The sequence below is a fragment of the Arthrobacter sp. 01N442 genome, assembly GCF_056399345.1.
Window position 1 is genome coordinate 484,951 of sequence record NZ_JBFTRD010000002.1, and the last position, 16,439, is coordinate 501,389.

Here is a 16,439-nt window from a genome sequence, read left to right on the forward strand (position 1 = left end):
GGCAGGGAACCGTCGAAACGGCGCTCAGTCCTGGTGCAGCTGGACGTAGTTGCCGCAGCCGTCGTCGAGCACCGCGCTCGTCCCCCAGGGACTGTCCGACGGTTCCGCCTGGAAGATCACGCCCTTGGCCGTGAGACGCTCGTACTCCGCCCGCACGTCCGGGACGCCGAACACGATGGCGGGCATCCCGGCGTCGTGAACCGCGTTCATGTAGGAGGCACCGATCGGGTTGTCGCTGGGTTCCAGCAACAACCCCGCGGACTCCCCGCCGCCCGGATCCTTGATGATGTAGAGGTTCTGTTCGGGCATCGCCATGAGTGTCTCGAAGCCCAGGGTTCCGGTGTAGAACTCGTGGGCGGCGGCCGGATCCTTGACGTGGATACTGCACATTTTCAGTCGCATGGGCCCTAGGCTACGCCGCGACGGACCCGGCTGGGAACCAGCCCTGCCCGGCGCCGCACCGCCCATTGACGGCCTGACCCGGATGGATTCCAATGGAATCAACGGAACTGCGCCCGCCCGGGACGGGTTCCGTGGGGAGGTGCGCCATGCCGTCACTATTTGAGTCTGCTCCGCTGGGGGCCTGGCAACTCCTGTCCTTGGCCCTCCTCGTCGCGCTTGCCGTTGCCGGCACGGTTTACCTTGCCCGGAAGCACGCGGCGTCCGAGGGCGGGCTGCCGGACGCCGTGTTCTGGGACGGTTTCGCCGGGTTCGCGATCGTGGGCCCGGCTGTTCTCCTGCCCTCGCTGGTCTCCCCCGTGACCGGGTTGATGCTCGCAGCCCTCGCCGTCACGACGGCTGCCGCCAGCTACCGCTGGACGCCCAGGCTGTTCCGTTGGCAGGAGGTTAGGCGTACGCTCCGGGCCGCAGCCATCGCGGATGCGGCAGCGTCCGAGCGGCACCGCGCGGCCCTCGCCCGGTGGCAGCGCTATGAATTGGACCCCGCGTTCTGCATCGATTTCCCGGCCATGAGCGATCCCGCCCGGCCGGAGACGGCGGCCATGATTAAGGCCATGAGGGCCGCCGAGGAGCTGCGCGGTGGATCATTCCGGGCCGGAACGGACGCCGGCAGGACAAATGGCGGCTACAGCAACGCCGTCGACCGGCTCGAACAAGCACTGGCAGAGGCAGAGCGCGCCGCCGGCGCGCTGGACGTTTCCAATGAAGGGGCACGATGACTGACATCACGATTATCGGCAGCGGCAACATGGCCCGTGCGATCGGCTTACGGGCGGTTTCGGCCGGGCGGTCCATCCAGATTCTCGACCGCAGTCCGGACAACGCCGCCAAACTCGCGGCGGAGCTTGGCGCCAACACGACCTCCGGCGGCCTTGGCGATGTTCCGGAGGGGGACATTGTGGTTCTGGCCCTGTACTTCGAGCCGGCCAGGGAAGTGGCCACGCACTACGGCGACACCCTAAGCGGTAAGACCGTGATCGAGATCAGCAACCCGGTCAACATGCAGACCGGCGACTCGCTGGAGGTCGAGCCCGGGACATCCGCGGCGGAAGAGGTGGCCCGACTTCTTCCCGGGGCCCGGGTGGTGAAGGCGTTCAACACGACGTTCGCCGGTCCCCTGGCGGAGGGCTCCACGAAAGGCGTACAGCTGGATGTGTTCATCGCCTCGGACTCGGAGCCGGCCCGCAACGAGGTGGCGGCGTTCGTTGCCGCGGCGGGACTCCGGCCCCTCCAGGTCGGGGCGTTGCGACACGCCCGCGAACTGGAGGGGATGCAGTTGCTGGTGATCGGCCTGCAAATGAATCCGGCGTACGAGACCTTCAACTGGGGAACGGCGCTGAAGATCCTCGACTGAGCAGCGCCAACCGCGCCGGCCTAGAGTTCGACCGTGCCGCTTTCGCCGACGCTCATCCGGCTGTTGGTGACCTTGGATTTCACCCACTGCAGCACGGTCGCCGCCGTACCGCCCGGGCTGGTCCAGTACTCGGCCGAATCGGAGTCCACGCGCAGCAGGACAACCTCCGGGGTTTCCGGACCGTCCGGGAACCATGCTTCGACGGCCTGGTTCCACCGGTCGCGGATTTCCTGGCGGTCCGTGACCACGTTGGCCGTGCCCGCCACGGACACCCACTCGGTCCCCTTGCCGAAGGACACGTTGACGGCGGGGTTGGCCGTGATGTGCGCTACCTGGGAGGTGCCTTCGGAGGTGAAGAACCACATGTCGCCGTCGTCCTGGACGTCCTGGACGGCCAGCGGGCGGCTGACCAGGGCACCCTGCTCGTTGATGGTGGTGAACATCCCGATCCGCGAATCGTTAATGATGTCCGTCACCTTTTTGATGTCCTGTGCGTCCGACATGCGCTCACCTCGTCCTTGATTCAACGGAGGAAGGTCCTCCTCCCGTCAGCCTATTGATAAGTGTGCTTACTTTTCAAGGCACACTCGGGACTGGCGGAAGAAGGACCTTCGGAGATCCGGATTGGCGTCCGCCGAATCAGTTGCCGCGGGTCAGGACCTGTCCCTTGAAGAACTCGGGGCGGAGTTTGGCCATTACCAGCATGAGCACTACACCGAGCAGGATGACGCCCATGCCCAGGATGAAGACCAAGCCCAGGCCGCCAATCGACGAGCCGGAACCGTACTCCGGATCCATCGAGTCGTAGGCGGTCTTGACGAACATCACCAGCAGGATGACGCCGCCCAGCAGCGGGGCGAGGAACTTGAAGAAGAACGAGTGCGCTCCCCTGAAGGCCTCGGCGCGGAAGAACCAAACGCAGGCCAGGGCCGTGATGCCGTAGTAGAAGCAGATCATCATGCCGAGGGCCGTGATGGTGTCCCACAGCGCGTTCTCGGAGAGGGTCCGGGTGACGACGTAGAACACGGCGGCGGCCACGGCCGAGGCGATGGTGGCGTAGCTCGGGGACTTGTAGCTGGGGCTGATCTTGCCGAACTTGTGCGGCAGCGCCTTGTAGTGGCCCATCGACAGGAGGGTCCGGGCCGGGGAAACGAAGGTGGACTGCAGCGATGCGGCCGAGCTGCTCAAGATGGCCAGCGACATCAGGATCGCGAACGGGCCCATGACGGGTCCGGCAAGCACGGCGAAGATGCTGCCCTGGTTGTCCGGGTTACCCGCGCCGAGGCCTTCGGTTCCGATGCCGGCGAACGCCAGCGTGGCGAGGGCGACGGTCATGTAGATGATCACGATGACAAGGACCGTCACGGTGGCCGCGCGGCCCGGGGTCTTCTCCGGGTTCTTGGTCTCCTCGTTCATGGTCAGCGTGACGTCCCAGCCCCAGTAGATGAAGATGGACAGCGAGACGCCGGCCGCGAAGGCGGAGAAGGATTCGACGGCGAAGGGGTTGAACCAGTCCGGCGCGATGGCGGTGGCGTCGAAGGCCGTGCCGTTGGCCACGTGGCTGAAGGCGGCGACCGCGAACCAGCCCAGCACCAGCAGCTGGAACGCGACCAGGACGTACTGGACGGTCTTGGTGGTTTCCATGCCGCGGTACGAAATCCAGCAGGCCAGGGCGATGAAGACCAGCGTCGTGGCGATGTTGAGCGGCAGGTTGGTGGTCAGGTCCGCCAGATCCGGGTTGCCGAAGAGCTGGGCCAGCATGAGGTAGAAGAAGTCCACGGCGACGGCGGCGAGGTTGGACAGCACGATGATGGTCGCCGCGATAAGCCCCCAGCCACCCATCCAGCCGAGCCACGGGCCGAAAGCCCGCGATGCCCAGGTGAACGAGGTGCCGGCGTCGGGCATCGCGTTGTTCAGCTCGCGGTACCCGAAGGCCACCAGCAGCATCGGGATGAAGCCGACCAGGAAGATCGCCGGCAGGTGGACGCCGACCTCGGAAACCGTCGGGCCCAGGGCGGCGGTCAGGGTGTAGGCCGGGGCGATGCAGGAGACGCCGATGACGACGGCGCCGATCAGCCCCACCGATCCGGCCTTCAGGCCCTTCTCGCTCAGGCCATGGTCCTGGGTGTGTGTTGCGGCCTTGGCGGTCGCGTGTTCGGTGCTCATGCTTGTGCCTCTCGGGAGGTGTCATTCGACGTTGAATGGGTCAGGTGCTTGAGTTCGTAGTCGCTGGGGACCACGATCATCGGCACCGGCAGGGCGCGCAGGATGCGGTTGGCGGTGCTGCCCAGGAAGATGGAGCGGCTCCGGGCGAGGCGGCTTGAGCCGATCAGCAGCACCTCGCCGTCTTCCCAGTCCAGTCGGTCCACGGCCTCTTCCACGCTGCGGCCCTGGGCGACGACGACGTCGGCCTTAGCGGCCGGCGCGGCGCCGGAAGCATCGGCCGGCAGGGCTGCCGCAAGATGCTTCTGCGCGTAGTCGCGGGCGGCATCGGCCGCCACGTCCGAGTCGCCAGCATCCAGGGTTAGCAGCGATACGACGCGCAACGGAACCTCCCGGTTCACTGCCATCGAGACCGCGAAATCCAAGAGTTCCTCGGCACCGGCACGGTTCCCCAGCCCGCAGCTGACGCGGGTCAGCGCCTCCCGGCGGTGGTAGCCGTGCGGAGCCAGCGCCACCGGAACGGTCGCTGCGTGCAGCAGGGCGCTGGCCACGGAGCCGACGGTGAAGCGCTTGAAGAGTCCGTTGCTGGTGGCCCCGATGATGAGCATGTCCGCCTGGAATTCCTCGCAGGCCTCGATCAGGGTCTGCGCGTCTGATTCCCCGCTGCGGACATGGGCCTTGGCGGGGACGTCCGCCGGGATGAGGGCGAGGGCTTCGTCGAGCCATTCCGCCGCCTGCTGGTGCAGGTAATTGTCGTAACCCGCGGCGGGAGCGTGGGCCGCGTTGAACGGTCCGGCGTCCGGGATGGCCACCACCAGGTCCAGGCTCGCTCCACGGCCGCGGGCCAGGGAGACAGCCAGATTGACGGCATCACGGCCTCTGGCATTGGCGGAATACCCCACTACGTAACGCATCTGGCCGACCTCTCTGTTTTATTCGTTAGGGATCTGGGACAAGGGTTGTTGCTTCGGGCTTCGCCGGACTAGCGGGCGGCCGGTGCGCGGTCGGCAGCGGCCGCGATCCGGGCCGCGATCCGGCGTCCCATCCGCACTGCGCCGTCCACGTGCTGGTACCCCTCGGCCGCGAGGTCGGAGGAAGCCCAGTAGATCGGGCCTACCGGAGCGTGCTGGTCTTTGCCGTACCGGTGCAGGCCGCCCAGGTCGTAGCTGGCGGCGTACGCGCCGCGGGTCCATTCTTCGGAGCCCCAGTCGGACTCGTAGTAGACCTCCGGTTCAAGGGCTTTCTCACCCAGGAAGCCGGCAATCGACTCGAGGATGGCGCGGCGGCGTTCCTCGGCGCTGAGTTCGAACATGGCGTCCGCTTTTTCGTCCGAGACAAAGCCCACCAGGGTGCCGCGGGGGTCTTCGTGGTTGGTGTTGTCGTAGACCTCCTGGACCAGCGCGTCGGCACCGAAGCAGGTGCCGGACAGACCGTCTTCGCGCCAGAACGGCGTGCTGTAGACGGCGTGCACCTTGATGACCAGGCCGAGGGACTGGTGCTGGTGCATCTGGTGCTGGCGGCGCGGCAGCGGCGGGTTGTAGGAGACCCGGGAGTAGAGGTTCGGCGGCACGGCCATGACCACGAAGCGGGCGTTCACGGTGGCGCGGTCCGAGATCACGGTGACCCGGTGGGCGCCACCTTCCGCGCCTTCCTCCCAGTTAATCGTGCGCACCGGGCTGGAGAGGACGACGTCGTCGCCCAGTTCCGCAGCCTGCAGCAGCGAGACCTGCTGCATGCCGCCGACGACGCGCTTGTCCAGGATGAAATCCTCATCGGTGAGGTTGGTGAAGGAACCAGCCGACGCCGCCATCAGGACTGCCTGCAGGGCGGAGAAGGCGTGGGCCGGCTTGGTCAGCATGCCGCCGGCAATGAACAAGCCGATGTTGTTGCAGGCTTCCTCGTCGGCGGAGTTCTGGCGCAGCCAGTGGTGGAAGGAAATGGTGTCCAATTCACGGGCTTTGGGGTGGGCCCAGGGCTCGCTGGCGCCGATTTCCGCGGCAAGCGAGTCCAGCAGTGCGGTCAGTTTGTCCATTTCGGCAGCGGTGGCGTCGCTGACCGGGAAGGTGTCACCGGAGTAAAGGGTGCGCTTGCCGTCGGCGCCGATGTAGACACACTGGCCGTCACGGTAGCGCTCGTACGTCTTCAGTCCGAGCTCATCGAGGAGCTCCAGGAGCGCTGTCTGGTCCGGGGAGACCCACTGGCCGCCGATCTCCAGCATTGCGCCGTCAATGGTGTCCGTCCAGGTCCGGCCGCCCACCCGGTCGCGGGCTTCGAGCACGGCGACGCTCAGTCCGGCCTTCTGCAGCCCGCGGGCTGCGGTCAGGCCGGCGGGGCCGGCTCCAACGATGACGACGTCGCGGTCAAGTTCCAGCATGATGTCCTCTCTGTGGCCGCGGAGTGATGCGAACCACTAAATGAATGCCATTCATTTAGGACGACTATAGCGGTAACGTTGCAAAGAGGGAAGACCCCGGCGCAAGATCGCATCCGGTGGAATAATCCGGTGGAATAGTCCAGAGGACAGCCCAGTAGAAAGGCCCGGAATGCCGGCAGCCAAAAGCGTCACCGCGGATCCGCACCGACCCGATGCCAAGCCGCGCCGCAGGGTCGGCAGGCCTCCTTCTGCTGTCCTCGACCAGGACGGGATCACCGCGGCGGGCCTGCGATTGGTGCGCAAGAGCGGTTATGACGGCTTCACCATGGCGGCTCTGGCCCGCTCGCTGAACGTGGCGCCGTCGGCCTTGTACAACCATGTCTCCTCGAAACGCGAGGTGCTGGTCCTCATCCAGGACCACCTCACGTCCTTTGTGGACGTGTCGGCTTTCGAGACCGAACCGTGGGAACAAGCGGTGCGGGACTGGGCCTGGAGCTACCGTGACGTCTTCTCGCGGCACACGCCGCTGATCCCGGTGATCGCGGTGCTCCCGGTGGCCGATGCACCGAAGACCCTCGCCATGTATGAGGCGGTGAGCGCGGGGTTCAGCCGGGCAGGCTTCCCGCAGGAGCGCATCATCTCCGCCATCGTGGCCCTGGAATCGTTCATCTTCGGCTCGGCCTACGACGTGACGGCTCCGGCGGACATCTTCGATTCCGGCAGCCTGGCGGCCGCGACGCCGAACTTCTCCGCCGCCGTCGCCAGCCTCGGAGAGCAGGGCTACGCGAACCAGGCCGATGTCGCCTTCGGCCTCGGCCTTGAGGCGCTGATCGCGGGCTTCGGGGCTCTGCGCGGTTAAACCGGCGGTTAAACCGGCGGCGCGGAACCGGCCGGGCGGACCGGGGGCAGCCCGACTGGTCGGTAGGATCGGGAAGTGAAAAAACAGTCCTGCGGTGTGTGCGGTTCAGCCGTCTATTTCGAAAATTCGGCCTGCTTGCACTGCGGAACGCAGCTGGCCTATCTGCGCACGTCGCGGGCCGTGGTTGCGACAGACAAGCACGGACAGTACACGGACCCGTCGGGAGCCATCTGGCGCCGCTGTGCGAATGCAGCCCTTTCCGGGTGCAATTGGCTTGGGCCCCAGAGCGGCAGCCAATGCTTCAGTTGTGAGCTCACGCGCACCCGCCCCAATGACAGCGATGCCAAGGGCCTGTCGCAGTTCCTCGCGGCGGAGCAGGCCAAACGCCGCCTCGTTGCCGAACTGGACGAGCTTGGGCTGCCAATCACCACGCGCGCCGAAGACCCCGACGGCGGCCTGGCCTTCGACCTTTTGTCGAGCGTCAACGAAAAAGTGATGATCGGACACGCTGGCGGCGTCATCACCATCAACCTGGCCGAAAGCGACGACGCCTACCGTGAGAGGATGCGGGCCCAGCTGGACGAGCCCTACCGCACGATGCTCGGCCACTTCCGGCACGAGGTGGGGCACTACTTTGAGACGGTGCTCGTCTTCGGCGACGCCGGGCGGACGCGCGAGGCCCGCGGTCTCTTTGGCGACGACACCAAGGACTACCAGGCGGAAATTGACCGGCATTACAGCGAAGGCGCTCCGGAGAACTGGAACGATCGGTTCATCTCCGAGTACGCAACCATGCACCCTTATGAGGACTTTGCCGAGTCATTCGCCCATTACCTGCACATCTGGGACACCCTCGACACGGCGCGGGAATTTGGCCTGCTCCCCGCCGCGAACCGGGAACCCTCTTTCCGAGCCCTGGTGGAAACCGAATGGCTCCCGCTCTCGATCGCCCTGAACCAGGTCAACCGCAGCATGGGCAAAGACGACCTCTACCCCTTCGTCCTCTCCGATGCCGTGATCGAGAAGCTCGAATTCGTCCACGCTCTGCGCATGTCGGCAGCGGCCAACTGAGAAAGGAGCTCGGCCGGAAGAGCTCGGCGGCGGGCAACAAAAAAGAACCCCGGTCCGAAGACCGGGGTTCGTTCATTTGCGTGCGCGAGGGGGGATTTGAACCCCCACGCCCTTTCGGACACTGGCACCTGAAGCCAGCGCGTCTGCCGTTCCGCCACTCGCGCGCAACTTCTTTCACTGCTGAAGGCCCGGAAACCGGACCAGCAACCTCGTAAAAGCAGCGAGATCAAGCATAACGGACAATTGCGGGAAAACACCAATCGGGGCTGTCGGGGTGCCAAACCGGCGCGATTACGGCGCTCAAAAACGGACCGGCCAGCCCCCGGCGGCTCCCGCGCTGTCCCAGCCGTCCGCCGGACATCCGCGCACGTCAGGGCCGGTCCGGAGCAAATTTGCCGGCCGCAGCGGCGGGCCGCATTAAGGCCATTCCCAGCCTTGCCCAGTAGTATCTGATGTAGGAGTGCCCGGATACGGCGGACTCCCGCGAATGTTGGAAACCGAGTTCCCGAACAAACGCTGCACCGCAGCTGCCAGGAAAGGAGAAGGACCATGGGCTTGCTGGACAAAGTCGAGCGCGGCATCGAAAAGGCCGTCCGCGGAGTCTTCTCCACCGGTTCCCGCGCGCAGGTTGAGCCGGTTGAGATAGCCAGCCACCTCCGCCGGGAAGTGGACAACAAGGCCCTCACCATCGCCGCGGGACGCACCCTGGCCCCTAACGTTTTCGATGTCCTGCTCAGCGCTGACGATTTCCAGCGGGCCCAGGAATGGGGAACGCCCCTCGCGGAAGAACTGTGCGACGTCGTCATCAACCACGTCCGCAGCCAGGGGTACACCCTGCAGGGTCCGGTGCGCATCAGTTTCCGCCGCGACGAGGACCGCCGCGCCGGCGATTTCGAGATCACTTCCCGAACCGAAAAGGCCGGCGGCTCTCCCGCCCAGCCCGGCAGCCAAGGCGTCATGCCCGCCGCCCCGAACCGCCAGCCCGGCCGCCTCCAGCCCGTGCTGGACATTGACGGCCAGCGCTATTCGCTGAACGCGCCCTCGGTGGTACTGGGCCGTTCCTCCGAAGCGGACATCCTGATCGACGACACAGGGGTGTCGCGCCGACACCTGGAAATCCGCACCGGCCAGGGCACGGCGGAGGCCATCGACCTAGGCTCAACGAACGGCAGCTACGTGAACGGCCACAAAGTCGTGGGCAGTTCGGAACTTACCGACGGCGCCACAATCACGATGGGACGGACCAAAATCATTTTCCGCCTTCTGCCCGCCAACCCGGGCGGCCGCCCGTGAGCGAACTGACCATCACTGCCCTGCGCTTTGGTTTCCTAATCCTGCTGTGGGTCCTCATCTTCAGCATCGTCTCGGCCATGCGCCGGGATCTCATGATCGGGCGCAAAGCCGCAGCCGGCGCCCCCACGGCCCGGCAGGTGCGCCGGAACCCCTCGTTGGCCGAGCCCGCACCCGTCCCGGCGAAGCAGCAGGCGCGCCAACTCGTCGTCACGGAAGGACCGCTGAAAGGCACCACCCTTCCGCTGGCTGCGAGCCCCATTCTGCTCGGCCGGGCACAGGAAGCCACTCTGGTCCTGGAGGATGACTACGCCTCCGGCCGGCACGCACGCCTGTTCCCGCAGGGCAGCCGCTGGTTCATCGAGGACCTCGGCTCCACCAACGGCACATATCTGGCAGACCAGCAGCTGACCCGGGCCCTTCCGGTTGAGCTGGGTGTCCCCGTGAGAATCGGCAAGACGGTCATTGAATTGAGGCCGTAGCCATGGCTGCCCCGGAATCCCCCGCAGACAAGGCAGCAACTGCCTCGAAGCGGCCGCTCATCATGCGCTACGCCGCGCGCTCCGACGTCGGCCGTGTGCGTGCCAAAAACGACGACTCCGCTTACGTTGGCCGCCACCTCGCCGTCGTCGCCGACGGCATGGGCGGGCACGCCGGCGGAGACGTGGCGTCCGCCGCAACCGTGCTGGACATGATCCATCTGGACCGCGACGACTACGACGTGGAAGCCGGCGAGGCGGACACCGTCCTGGCCGACGAGATCCAGACCGCCAATTCGCTGCTGTCCGAACTGGTCCACATGAACCCGAAACTCGCCGGGATGGGGACCACCGTTACTGCCCTGCTGCTGGCCGGGGGCAAGCTCCACTTCGCGCACATCGGCGATTCGCGCGCCTACCGGCTCCGCAACGGCAAGTTCGAGCAGGTCAGCGTGGACCACACCTTCGTCCAGCGGCTCATCGACGAGGGCCGGCTGCGCCCCGAAGAGGCCGAAACGCACCCGCACAAGAACGTCCTCATGCGGGTCCTCGGCGACGTCGATGCCAGTCCCGAACTCGACCTGGACGTGCTCGACGTCGAACCCGGGGAACGCTGGCTGCTCTGCTCCGACGGGCTCAACTATGTTGCCGGCCATGTTGTCGAGCGCACCGTCCGGGAGACCAAAAGCCTGCGCGAGTGCACCGAGAAACTCGTCGACCTCACGCTGGAGGCCGGTTCCCCGGACAACGTGACAGTCGTCATGGTGGACATCGCCGAACCGACGCCGGACGACGTCAATACCGCCGCCGTCGAGGTCATTCCCGAGCCTGCAACCGTAACCGCGACAGCGCCGGCTTCCGGGACCACACCGCCGCCCGGCACACCGGCCACGCCGCCGCCCGGGAGCGCCGGCAGCACCTACGCCGGCAAGACGTCCGAGAATGCCGGTGGGGACGCCGGCGAGGCGAAGGAACCCCAGCCCTCCACGGACCCGCACCTTGGCGAGCACTTGTCCGCCGAAGTCCTGCGTGAAGAACTCTCCACCCGCCCCCATGAACTCGTGGGCGCGGCGGCTTCCGCCGCTGCCTCCGGCTCCATTCCGTCCATCGCCGGCCGCACGGTGGCCCGCCGGGCGGCCACGGTGCTGACTCACAAGGCTGAGCCCGACAAGGAAGAAGCCGAGGACTTCAAGCCCCCGGTCAGGCACCGCCGATGGCTGACCATTTCCATCGCGGCGGCGATCGTTGCCGTGCTTGGCATCGGCCTGTGGCTCGGCTACGCCTGGACGCAGACCCGGTATTACATCGGTGAGCACGACCAGCGGGTTGCCATTTTCAATGGGGTCTCCCAGCGACTGGGCCCCATTCCACTCTCCACCCTCGAGACGGTGACCGATATTCGGATGTCTGACTTGCCTGAGTTCTCGCAGCAGCGTGTACGCCAGACTGTTCCCGCGCGGGACCTGTACGACGCGCAGCGGATCGTCAAGAACCTTCAGCGGACCGGCACGACGGCGCCCGCCGACGAGTGCCTGACGCCCTCCCCCACGCCCAGCACCAGCACGGCTAAGGCCACCGCGCGCGCCACTTCCGGCGCGGCCTCCCGGTCCAAATCTGCCACGCCGACACCGACGCCGACGCCGTCCCCGACTTACTGCGAGGGGGGCAAATGACACCGATCGATCCCACGCCCAAGCCGCGCCGCAACGCCGAGCTGCTCCTGCTGGTCCTGGCCCTCGCGGTCGGGATTGGTGCCAACGCGCTCGTCGGTGTCGACCGGCAAAAGGCCTTTGACACCGATTTTTGGTTCCAGTCCGGCCTCCTCGCGGCGGCGGCGCTGGCTTTCCACGTGGTGCTGCGCCTCCGCGTAAAATATGCCGATCCGGTAATACTTCCGCTCGTGGTGGCTCTTAACGGCCTCGGCCTGGCGATGATCAACCGGCTCGACCGCGTCGGGGAAGACACCGGCAATAACCAGCTGCGCTGGACCCTTGTGGCGATGGCCGTGGCCATTGCGGTGATCTTCGTCCTCAAGGACCACCGGCTGCTGCGCCGCTTTACCTACATCTCCCTCGCGGTCAGCGCGGTGCTGCTGATCCTGCCGCTGGTGCCGGGCATTTCCGCGGGCGAAGTGCTGGGCGCCAGCGTCTGGATCAAGCTCGGGTCGATGACTTTCCAGCCGGGTGAAATCGCGAAGATCACGCTCGCCATCTTCTTCGCCGGCTACCTCTCCTCCAACCGGGACCTGATCCTGCTGGCGGGCCGCAAGATCGGCCCCGTGCAGTTCCCCCGGTTCAAGGACATGGGTCCCATGATCACGGCGTGGCTGGTCAGCATCGGGGTGCTGATCTTCCAGCGCGACCTCGGTACCTCGATCCTGTTCTTCGGGCTGTTCCTGGTGATGATCTACGTCGCCACCAGCCGGATCAGCTGGGTGATTATCGGCGTCGTCCTGATGGTGGGCGGCGGCTTCGTGGCGTCCAAGGTCTTCTCGCACGTGGCCCTCCGGATCGACGGTTGGGTCAATGCCTTCACCCCCGAGGTCTACGACCGCGAGTTCGGCGGCAGCCGGCAGATCGTCGAAGGACTCTTCGGCATGGCTAACGGTGGACTGGTCGGCACCGGCCTGGGCCAGGGCCGTCCCAACCTCGTCCCCTTCGCCAACAGCGACATGATTGTCGCGTCCTTCGGCGAGGAACTCGGTCTGATCGGCGTCTTTGCGATCGTGCTGATGTACCTGCTGCTCTTCACCCGGGGTTTCCGGGCGGCGCTCGGGACCCGGGACGCGTTCGGGAAGCTGCTCGCCACGGGCCTGTCCTTCGCCATCGCGCTGCAGTGCTTCGTGGTGATCGGCGGCGTGACCCGCCTGATCCCGCTGACCGGACTTACGACGCCGTTCCTCGCCGCCGGCGGTTCCTCCCTGCTGGCGAACTGGATCATCGTCGGCCTGCTGCTGATGATTTCGCACACGGCGCGGGGGCCGGTGGACACCACGCCCTTGCCGCCGGGCCAGGATCCTGAAGTGAAGAACGACACCACGGCTCTGCCGCCGAAGCCGGTAACGGCACCGGCCCGCAGCGCCAGCACCAGTCCAGACGCTCCCACCGAGGCGGTGAAACACCTGTGAACCAGGCCATTCGCAATTCCTGGATCGCCGCGATCGCCATGTTCGCGCTGATCTTCGGTGCGCTCAGCTACGTGCAGGTGGTCGGCGCCGACGAACTCAAGGCCAATGCCTGGAACAAGCGCACGCTGCTGCAGAACTACTGCAACGACCGCGGCGCCATCATCGTGGGCGGCAAGCCCGTGGCGCAGTCGGTCGCGGGCAGCGAGAGCTGCCAGTTCCAGCGCAGCTACCCGCAGCCGGAGCTCTACGCCGGCATCACCGGATACTTCTCCAAGAACTATGGCCTGACCGGCATGGAACTGGCCATGAACGAACAGCTCGCCGGCAGCTCCGACCAGTTGTTCCTCGACCGGGTGGGCCAGCTTTTCCTGGGCAACCAGCCAAAGGGTGCCTCGGTCGAGCTGACACTGGACCCGAAAATCCAGAAGCTTGCCTACGACCTTATCCCCGAGGGCCAGCGCGGCTCGATCGTGGTGTCCAACCCGAAGGCCGGTGCGATCCTGGCCATGGTGTCTAAGCCGTCGTATGACCCCAACCTGGTGGCCACCCAGGATGCAGACGCTGAAGCAGCCAACATCACCAAACTGAACAAGATCCCCGGGATCAACCTGAACCAGTCCGTGAGCGGGCCCACCGGCGCGCTCCTGGCCCCGGGGTCGGTCTTCAAGATAGTCGACACGGCGGCGGCCCTCAGCTCCGGCAAGTACAACAAGGACAGCGTGCTGCCCAACCCAGCCGAGATGCCATTTCCGGGGATCCAGTACAAGCTGCCGAACTACGCCGGCGGTAACTGCTACACCCGGGACAAGGCCTCGTTCGCCTTCGCCCTGCAGCAGTCCTGCAATACCCCGTTCGCCAGCATCGCTATCGACCTCGGCCAGAAGGCAATCGAGGAGCAGGCCGCCAAGTTTGGCTTCGGTGACAACTTCGGCGACCAGCTGAAGCTGGAAATGGCCAAGAGCACCTTCCCGAGCGAACCGCTGGACGACGCAGGCCTGGCGCAGTCTGCAATTGGCCAGCGCGACGTCCGTGCCACGCCGTTGCAGATCAACATGATGACCGCAGCCATCGCGAACGGCGGCGTCCAGATGAAGCCCAACCTGATCAAGGCCCTGCGGTCTCCCGATCTGCGGATTCTCAACGAGCCCAGGCCCGAGGCGCTCCGGACGTCCACCAGCCCGGAAATCGCCCGCCAGATCACCGAGTGGATGACGAGTGTGGTCAGCGAAGGAATCGCCGGCGGCGCCGCGGTTCCCAACGTCGAGGTGGCGGGCAAGACCGGCACTGCCGAGCTCGGCACCGGCCTGAACAATTCTTGGTTTACCGGGTTCGCCCCGGCGAATGACCCGCAAGTGGCCGTCACGATTGTCATGCAAGGCGTGGACATCACCACCGGCGCAAATCTAACCAGTCCGAACGCGAAGAAGATTTTTGAGGCGGTGTTGAATAAGTGAGGCCTACATCGGGAATCACCCTCGGCGGCAGATTCCAGCTGACCACACGCATTGCGATCGGCGGCATGGGAGAAGTCTGGAAGGCCAAGGACCTGATCCTTGGCCGGATCGTGGCGATCAAGGTCCTCAAAGAGGAATACACCGGGGACCCGGGTTTCCTGCAGCGTTTCCGGGCCGAGGCGCGGCACACCGCCCTGCTGAACCACGTGGGCATCGCCAACGTCTTTGACTATGGCGAGGAAGAGGGCTCCGCCTACCTCGTCATGGAACTCGTTCCCGGACAGCCACTGAGCAGCATCATCGAGCATGAACAGGTGCTCTCCCCGGACCGGACCCTCTCGATGATCTCCCAGACGGCGCGCGCCTTGTCCGTTGCGCACGCCCAGGGCCTCGTGCACCGCGACATCAAGCCGGGCAACCTGCTCATCACCCCGGACGGCCGGGTCAAGGTCACCGACTTCGGCATCGCGCGGCTGGCCGACCAGGTCCCGCTGACGCAGACCGGCCAGGTGATGGGCACGGCCCAGTATCTGGCTCCCGAACAGGCCACCGGCCAGACGGCGACCGGCGCTTCCGACATCTACTCGCTCGGCGTGATCGGCTACGAGTGCCTCACCGGGCACCGTCCGTTCTCCGGTGAATCCCAGATTGCGATTGCGCTGGCCCAGGTCAACGACGCCCCGCCGCCTTTGCCCGACACCCTGCCCCGGCCCGTCCGTGCGCTCCTGATGTCGATGCTGGCCAAGGATCCCAAGAACCGTCCTGCCGACGCGATCAAGCTGGCCGAGGCATCCGACGCCATCCGCAACGGGGATATCGCCGCTGCGCACGCGGCCGTTCCGGGCATGCTGCTCTTCGAAGCGGCCACCGGGCCGATCACCGCTCCGGTGAATCTCCCCACCGCCGCGACCGGCGTTATCTCCGCGGAGGACAGGTCGACGTCGGCGTTGCCGGTGATCGGCGCCGCAGGTGCGGGCGCTGCGGCCGGCCTCGCTGCCGGCGCCGCCGCCGCGAGCGGTCACGGCGCCCGCAGTGCCCTCTCCCGGGCCGACGCGCTGGCTGCGGAGCGCAGCTGGGTTCCGGAGGAGGAAGACGACTATGACGGCTATGAGCCGGAGGAGCAGGAGCCTCAGCGCAAGGGCCGCAGTCCGTGGACCTGGCCGTTGATCGCACTGATCCTCCTGGTGTTGTTTGCCTTGGTGGGCGTGGTCCTCTCGCAGGCGGGAATCTTGTTCCCCTCGTCGCCGGCCGCCACCAGTACCAGCGCCAAGGCCAGCACCACGAGCGCTGCGCCGACCTCCAAGAGCCCCAGCCCGACGGTTAGCTCGGCCACGCCGACCCAATCGACTCCGGCCGCCATCAACCTGATTCCGGACGCCTACAAGGGCCGCCCGTACAACGACGTCCGGTCCGAGCTGAACGGCCTCGGGTTGCAGGTCAAGGGCAATCAGATCGCTGACCCCGCCGCTCCCGGCACGGTCCTCGACATCGATCCGTCGGGGCCGGTACAGCCGGGCGACACTATCACCGTGAGCTACTCCAAGGGACCGGAGAAGGTTGCCGTCCCTTCATTCGAACAGGGCGCCAGCGAGAAGCAGGTCCAGCGCGCGATCGAACAGGCCGGCCTGCGCTGGCAGAAGGGTGATCCTGTGGCAGGCGACGGAACCCAGCCCGAGGGCACCTTCGTAAGCTCCGAACCCGCATCGGGTTCGCAGGTCCCCGCCGGTTCCGTAGTGACCTACCACCTAGCCGCCGCGCCGACGCCCGCCACGGACTCGCCCTCGCCGAGCGCCAGCTCCACCAAGTAGG

15 protein-coding genes and 1 tRNA gene are annotated in these 16,439 nt (G+C 66.3%); 10 read left to right on the plus strand and 6 right to left on the minus strand.

Annotation, left to right across the window (positions count from 1 at the left end; genetic code table 11):
• Positions 1-24 precede the first annotated feature (24 nt).
• Positions 25-402 carry a VOC family protein gene (locus AC1DNC_RS04690; protein WP_476861386.1) on the minus strand — a complete coding sequence of 126 codons (378 nt, stop codon included), beginning with the start codon at positions 400-402 and terminating at the stop codon, positions 25-27.
• Positions 403-548: 146 nt separating this feature from the next.
• Here AC1DNC_RS04690 and AC1DNC_RS04695 point away from each other — a divergent pair, with 146 nt between their 5' ends.
• On the plus strand, positions 549-1,178 hold the full coding sequence (locus AC1DNC_RS04695) for a hypothetical protein (protein ID WP_476861387.1): 630 nt from the start codon (positions 549-551) through the stop codon (positions 1,176-1,178).
• Complete coding sequence (locus tag AC1DNC_RS04700; protein ID WP_476861388.1) at positions 1,175-1,813, plus strand: NADPH-dependent F420 reductase; 639 nt, start codon at positions 1,175-1,177, stop codon at positions 1,811-1,813. Before AC1DNC_RS04695 ends, AC1DNC_RS04700 begins: the two co-directional genes overlap by 4 nt.
• 20 nt (positions 1,814-1,833) lie before the next feature.
• On the opposite strand, the gene AC1DNC_RS04705 is transcribed toward AC1DNC_RS04700, so the two are convergent.
• From AC1DNC_RS04705 to AC1DNC_RS04720, 4 genes are all read right to left on the minus strand, one after another.
• Positions 1,834-2,316, minus strand: coding sequence for a pyridoxamine 5'-phosphate oxidase family protein (locus tag AC1DNC_RS04705; protein WP_476861389.1), 483 nt, complete (start codon positions 2,314-2,316; stop codon positions 1,834-1,836).
• Positions 2,317-2,452: 136 nt separating this feature from the next.
• Complete coding sequence (locus AC1DNC_RS04710; RefSeq protein ID WP_476861390.1) at positions 2,453-3,979, minus strand: APC family permease; 1,527 nt, start codon at positions 3,977-3,979, stop codon at positions 2,453-2,455.
• Positions 3,976-4,890 carry a universal stress protein gene (locus tag AC1DNC_RS04715; RefSeq protein WP_476861391.1) on the minus strand — a complete coding sequence of 305 codons (915 nt, stop codon included), beginning with the start codon at positions 4,888-4,890 and terminating at the stop codon, positions 3,976-3,978. Before AC1DNC_RS04715 ends, AC1DNC_RS04710 begins: the two co-directional genes overlap by 4 nt.
• Positions 4,891-4,958: 68 nt before the next feature.
• Positions 4,959-6,350: a flavin monoamine oxidase family protein gene (locus AC1DNC_RS04720; protein WP_476861392.1), complete on the minus strand. Its 1,392-nt coding sequence runs from the start codon at positions 6,348-6,350 to the stop codon at positions 4,959-4,961.
• A 169-nt stretch (positions 6,351-6,519) separates the two neighbouring features.
• Here AC1DNC_RS04720 and AC1DNC_RS04725 point away from each other — a divergent pair, with 169 nt between their 5' ends.
• Both AC1DNC_RS04725 and AC1DNC_RS04730 read left to right on the plus strand, forming a co-directional pair.
• The gene (locus AC1DNC_RS04725) at positions 6,520-7,209 is read left to right on the plus strand and encodes a TetR/AcrR family transcriptional regulator (protein ID WP_476861393.1); all 690 of its coding nucleotides are present in this window, start codon (positions 6,520-6,522) and stop codon (positions 7,207-7,209) included.
• A 75-nt stretch (positions 7,210-7,284) separates the two neighbouring features.
• Positions 7,285-8,280, plus strand: a complete 996-nt coding sequence (locus AC1DNC_RS04730; protein WP_476861394.1) for a zinc-binding metallopeptidase family protein — start codon at positions 7,285-7,287, stop codon at positions 8,278-8,280.
• Between the two features lie 81 nt (positions 8,281-8,361).
• Here AC1DNC_RS04730 and AC1DNC_RS04735 read toward each other — a convergent pair.
• A tRNA-Leu gene (locus tag AC1DNC_RS04735) sits at positions 8,362-8,444 on the minus strand.
• A gap of 385 nt (positions 8,445-8,829) precedes the next feature.
• Here AC1DNC_RS04735 and AC1DNC_RS04740 point away from each other — a divergent pair.
• From AC1DNC_RS04740 to AC1DNC_RS04765, 6 genes are read left to right on the plus strand one after another with little or no spacing between them, the layout of a single operon-like run.
• Positions 8,830-9,573, plus strand: a complete 744-nt coding sequence (locus AC1DNC_RS04740; protein ID WP_476861395.1) for an FhaA domain-containing protein — start codon at positions 8,830-8,832, stop codon at positions 9,571-9,573.
• On the plus strand, positions 9,570-10,052 hold the full coding sequence (locus AC1DNC_RS04745) for an FHA domain-containing protein FhaB/FipA (protein WP_476861396.1): 483 nt from the start codon (positions 9,570-9,572) through the stop codon (positions 10,050-10,052). Before AC1DNC_RS04740 ends, AC1DNC_RS04745 begins: the two co-directional genes overlap by 4 nt.
• 2 nt (positions 10,053-10,054) lie before the next feature.
• Complete coding sequence (locus AC1DNC_RS04750) at positions 10,055-11,722, plus strand: PP2C family protein-serine/threonine phosphatase (RefSeq protein ID WP_476861397.1); 1,668 nt, start codon at positions 10,055-10,057, stop codon at positions 11,720-11,722.
• Positions 11,719-13,176 (plus strand): FtsW/RodA/SpoVE family cell cycle protein, encoded by a 1,458-nt coding sequence (locus AC1DNC_RS04755; protein WP_476861398.1) that lies wholly within the window; start codon positions 11,719-11,721, stop codon positions 13,174-13,176. The genes AC1DNC_RS04750 and AC1DNC_RS04755 overlap by 4 nt, the downstream gene beginning before the upstream one ends.
• Positions 13,173-14,630, plus strand: a complete 1,458-nt coding sequence (locus AC1DNC_RS04760; RefSeq protein WP_476861399.1) for a peptidoglycan D,D-transpeptidase FtsI family protein — start codon at positions 13,173-13,175, stop codon at positions 14,628-14,630. The genes AC1DNC_RS04755 and AC1DNC_RS04760 overlap by 4 nt, the downstream gene beginning before the upstream one ends.
• Positions 14,627-16,438: a protein kinase domain-containing protein gene (locus AC1DNC_RS04765; protein WP_476861400.1), complete on the plus strand. Its 1,812-nt coding sequence runs from the start codon at positions 14,627-14,629 to the stop codon at positions 16,436-16,438. The genes AC1DNC_RS04760 and AC1DNC_RS04765 overlap by 4 nt, the downstream gene beginning before the upstream one ends.
• Position 16,439 lies beyond the last annotated feature (1 nt).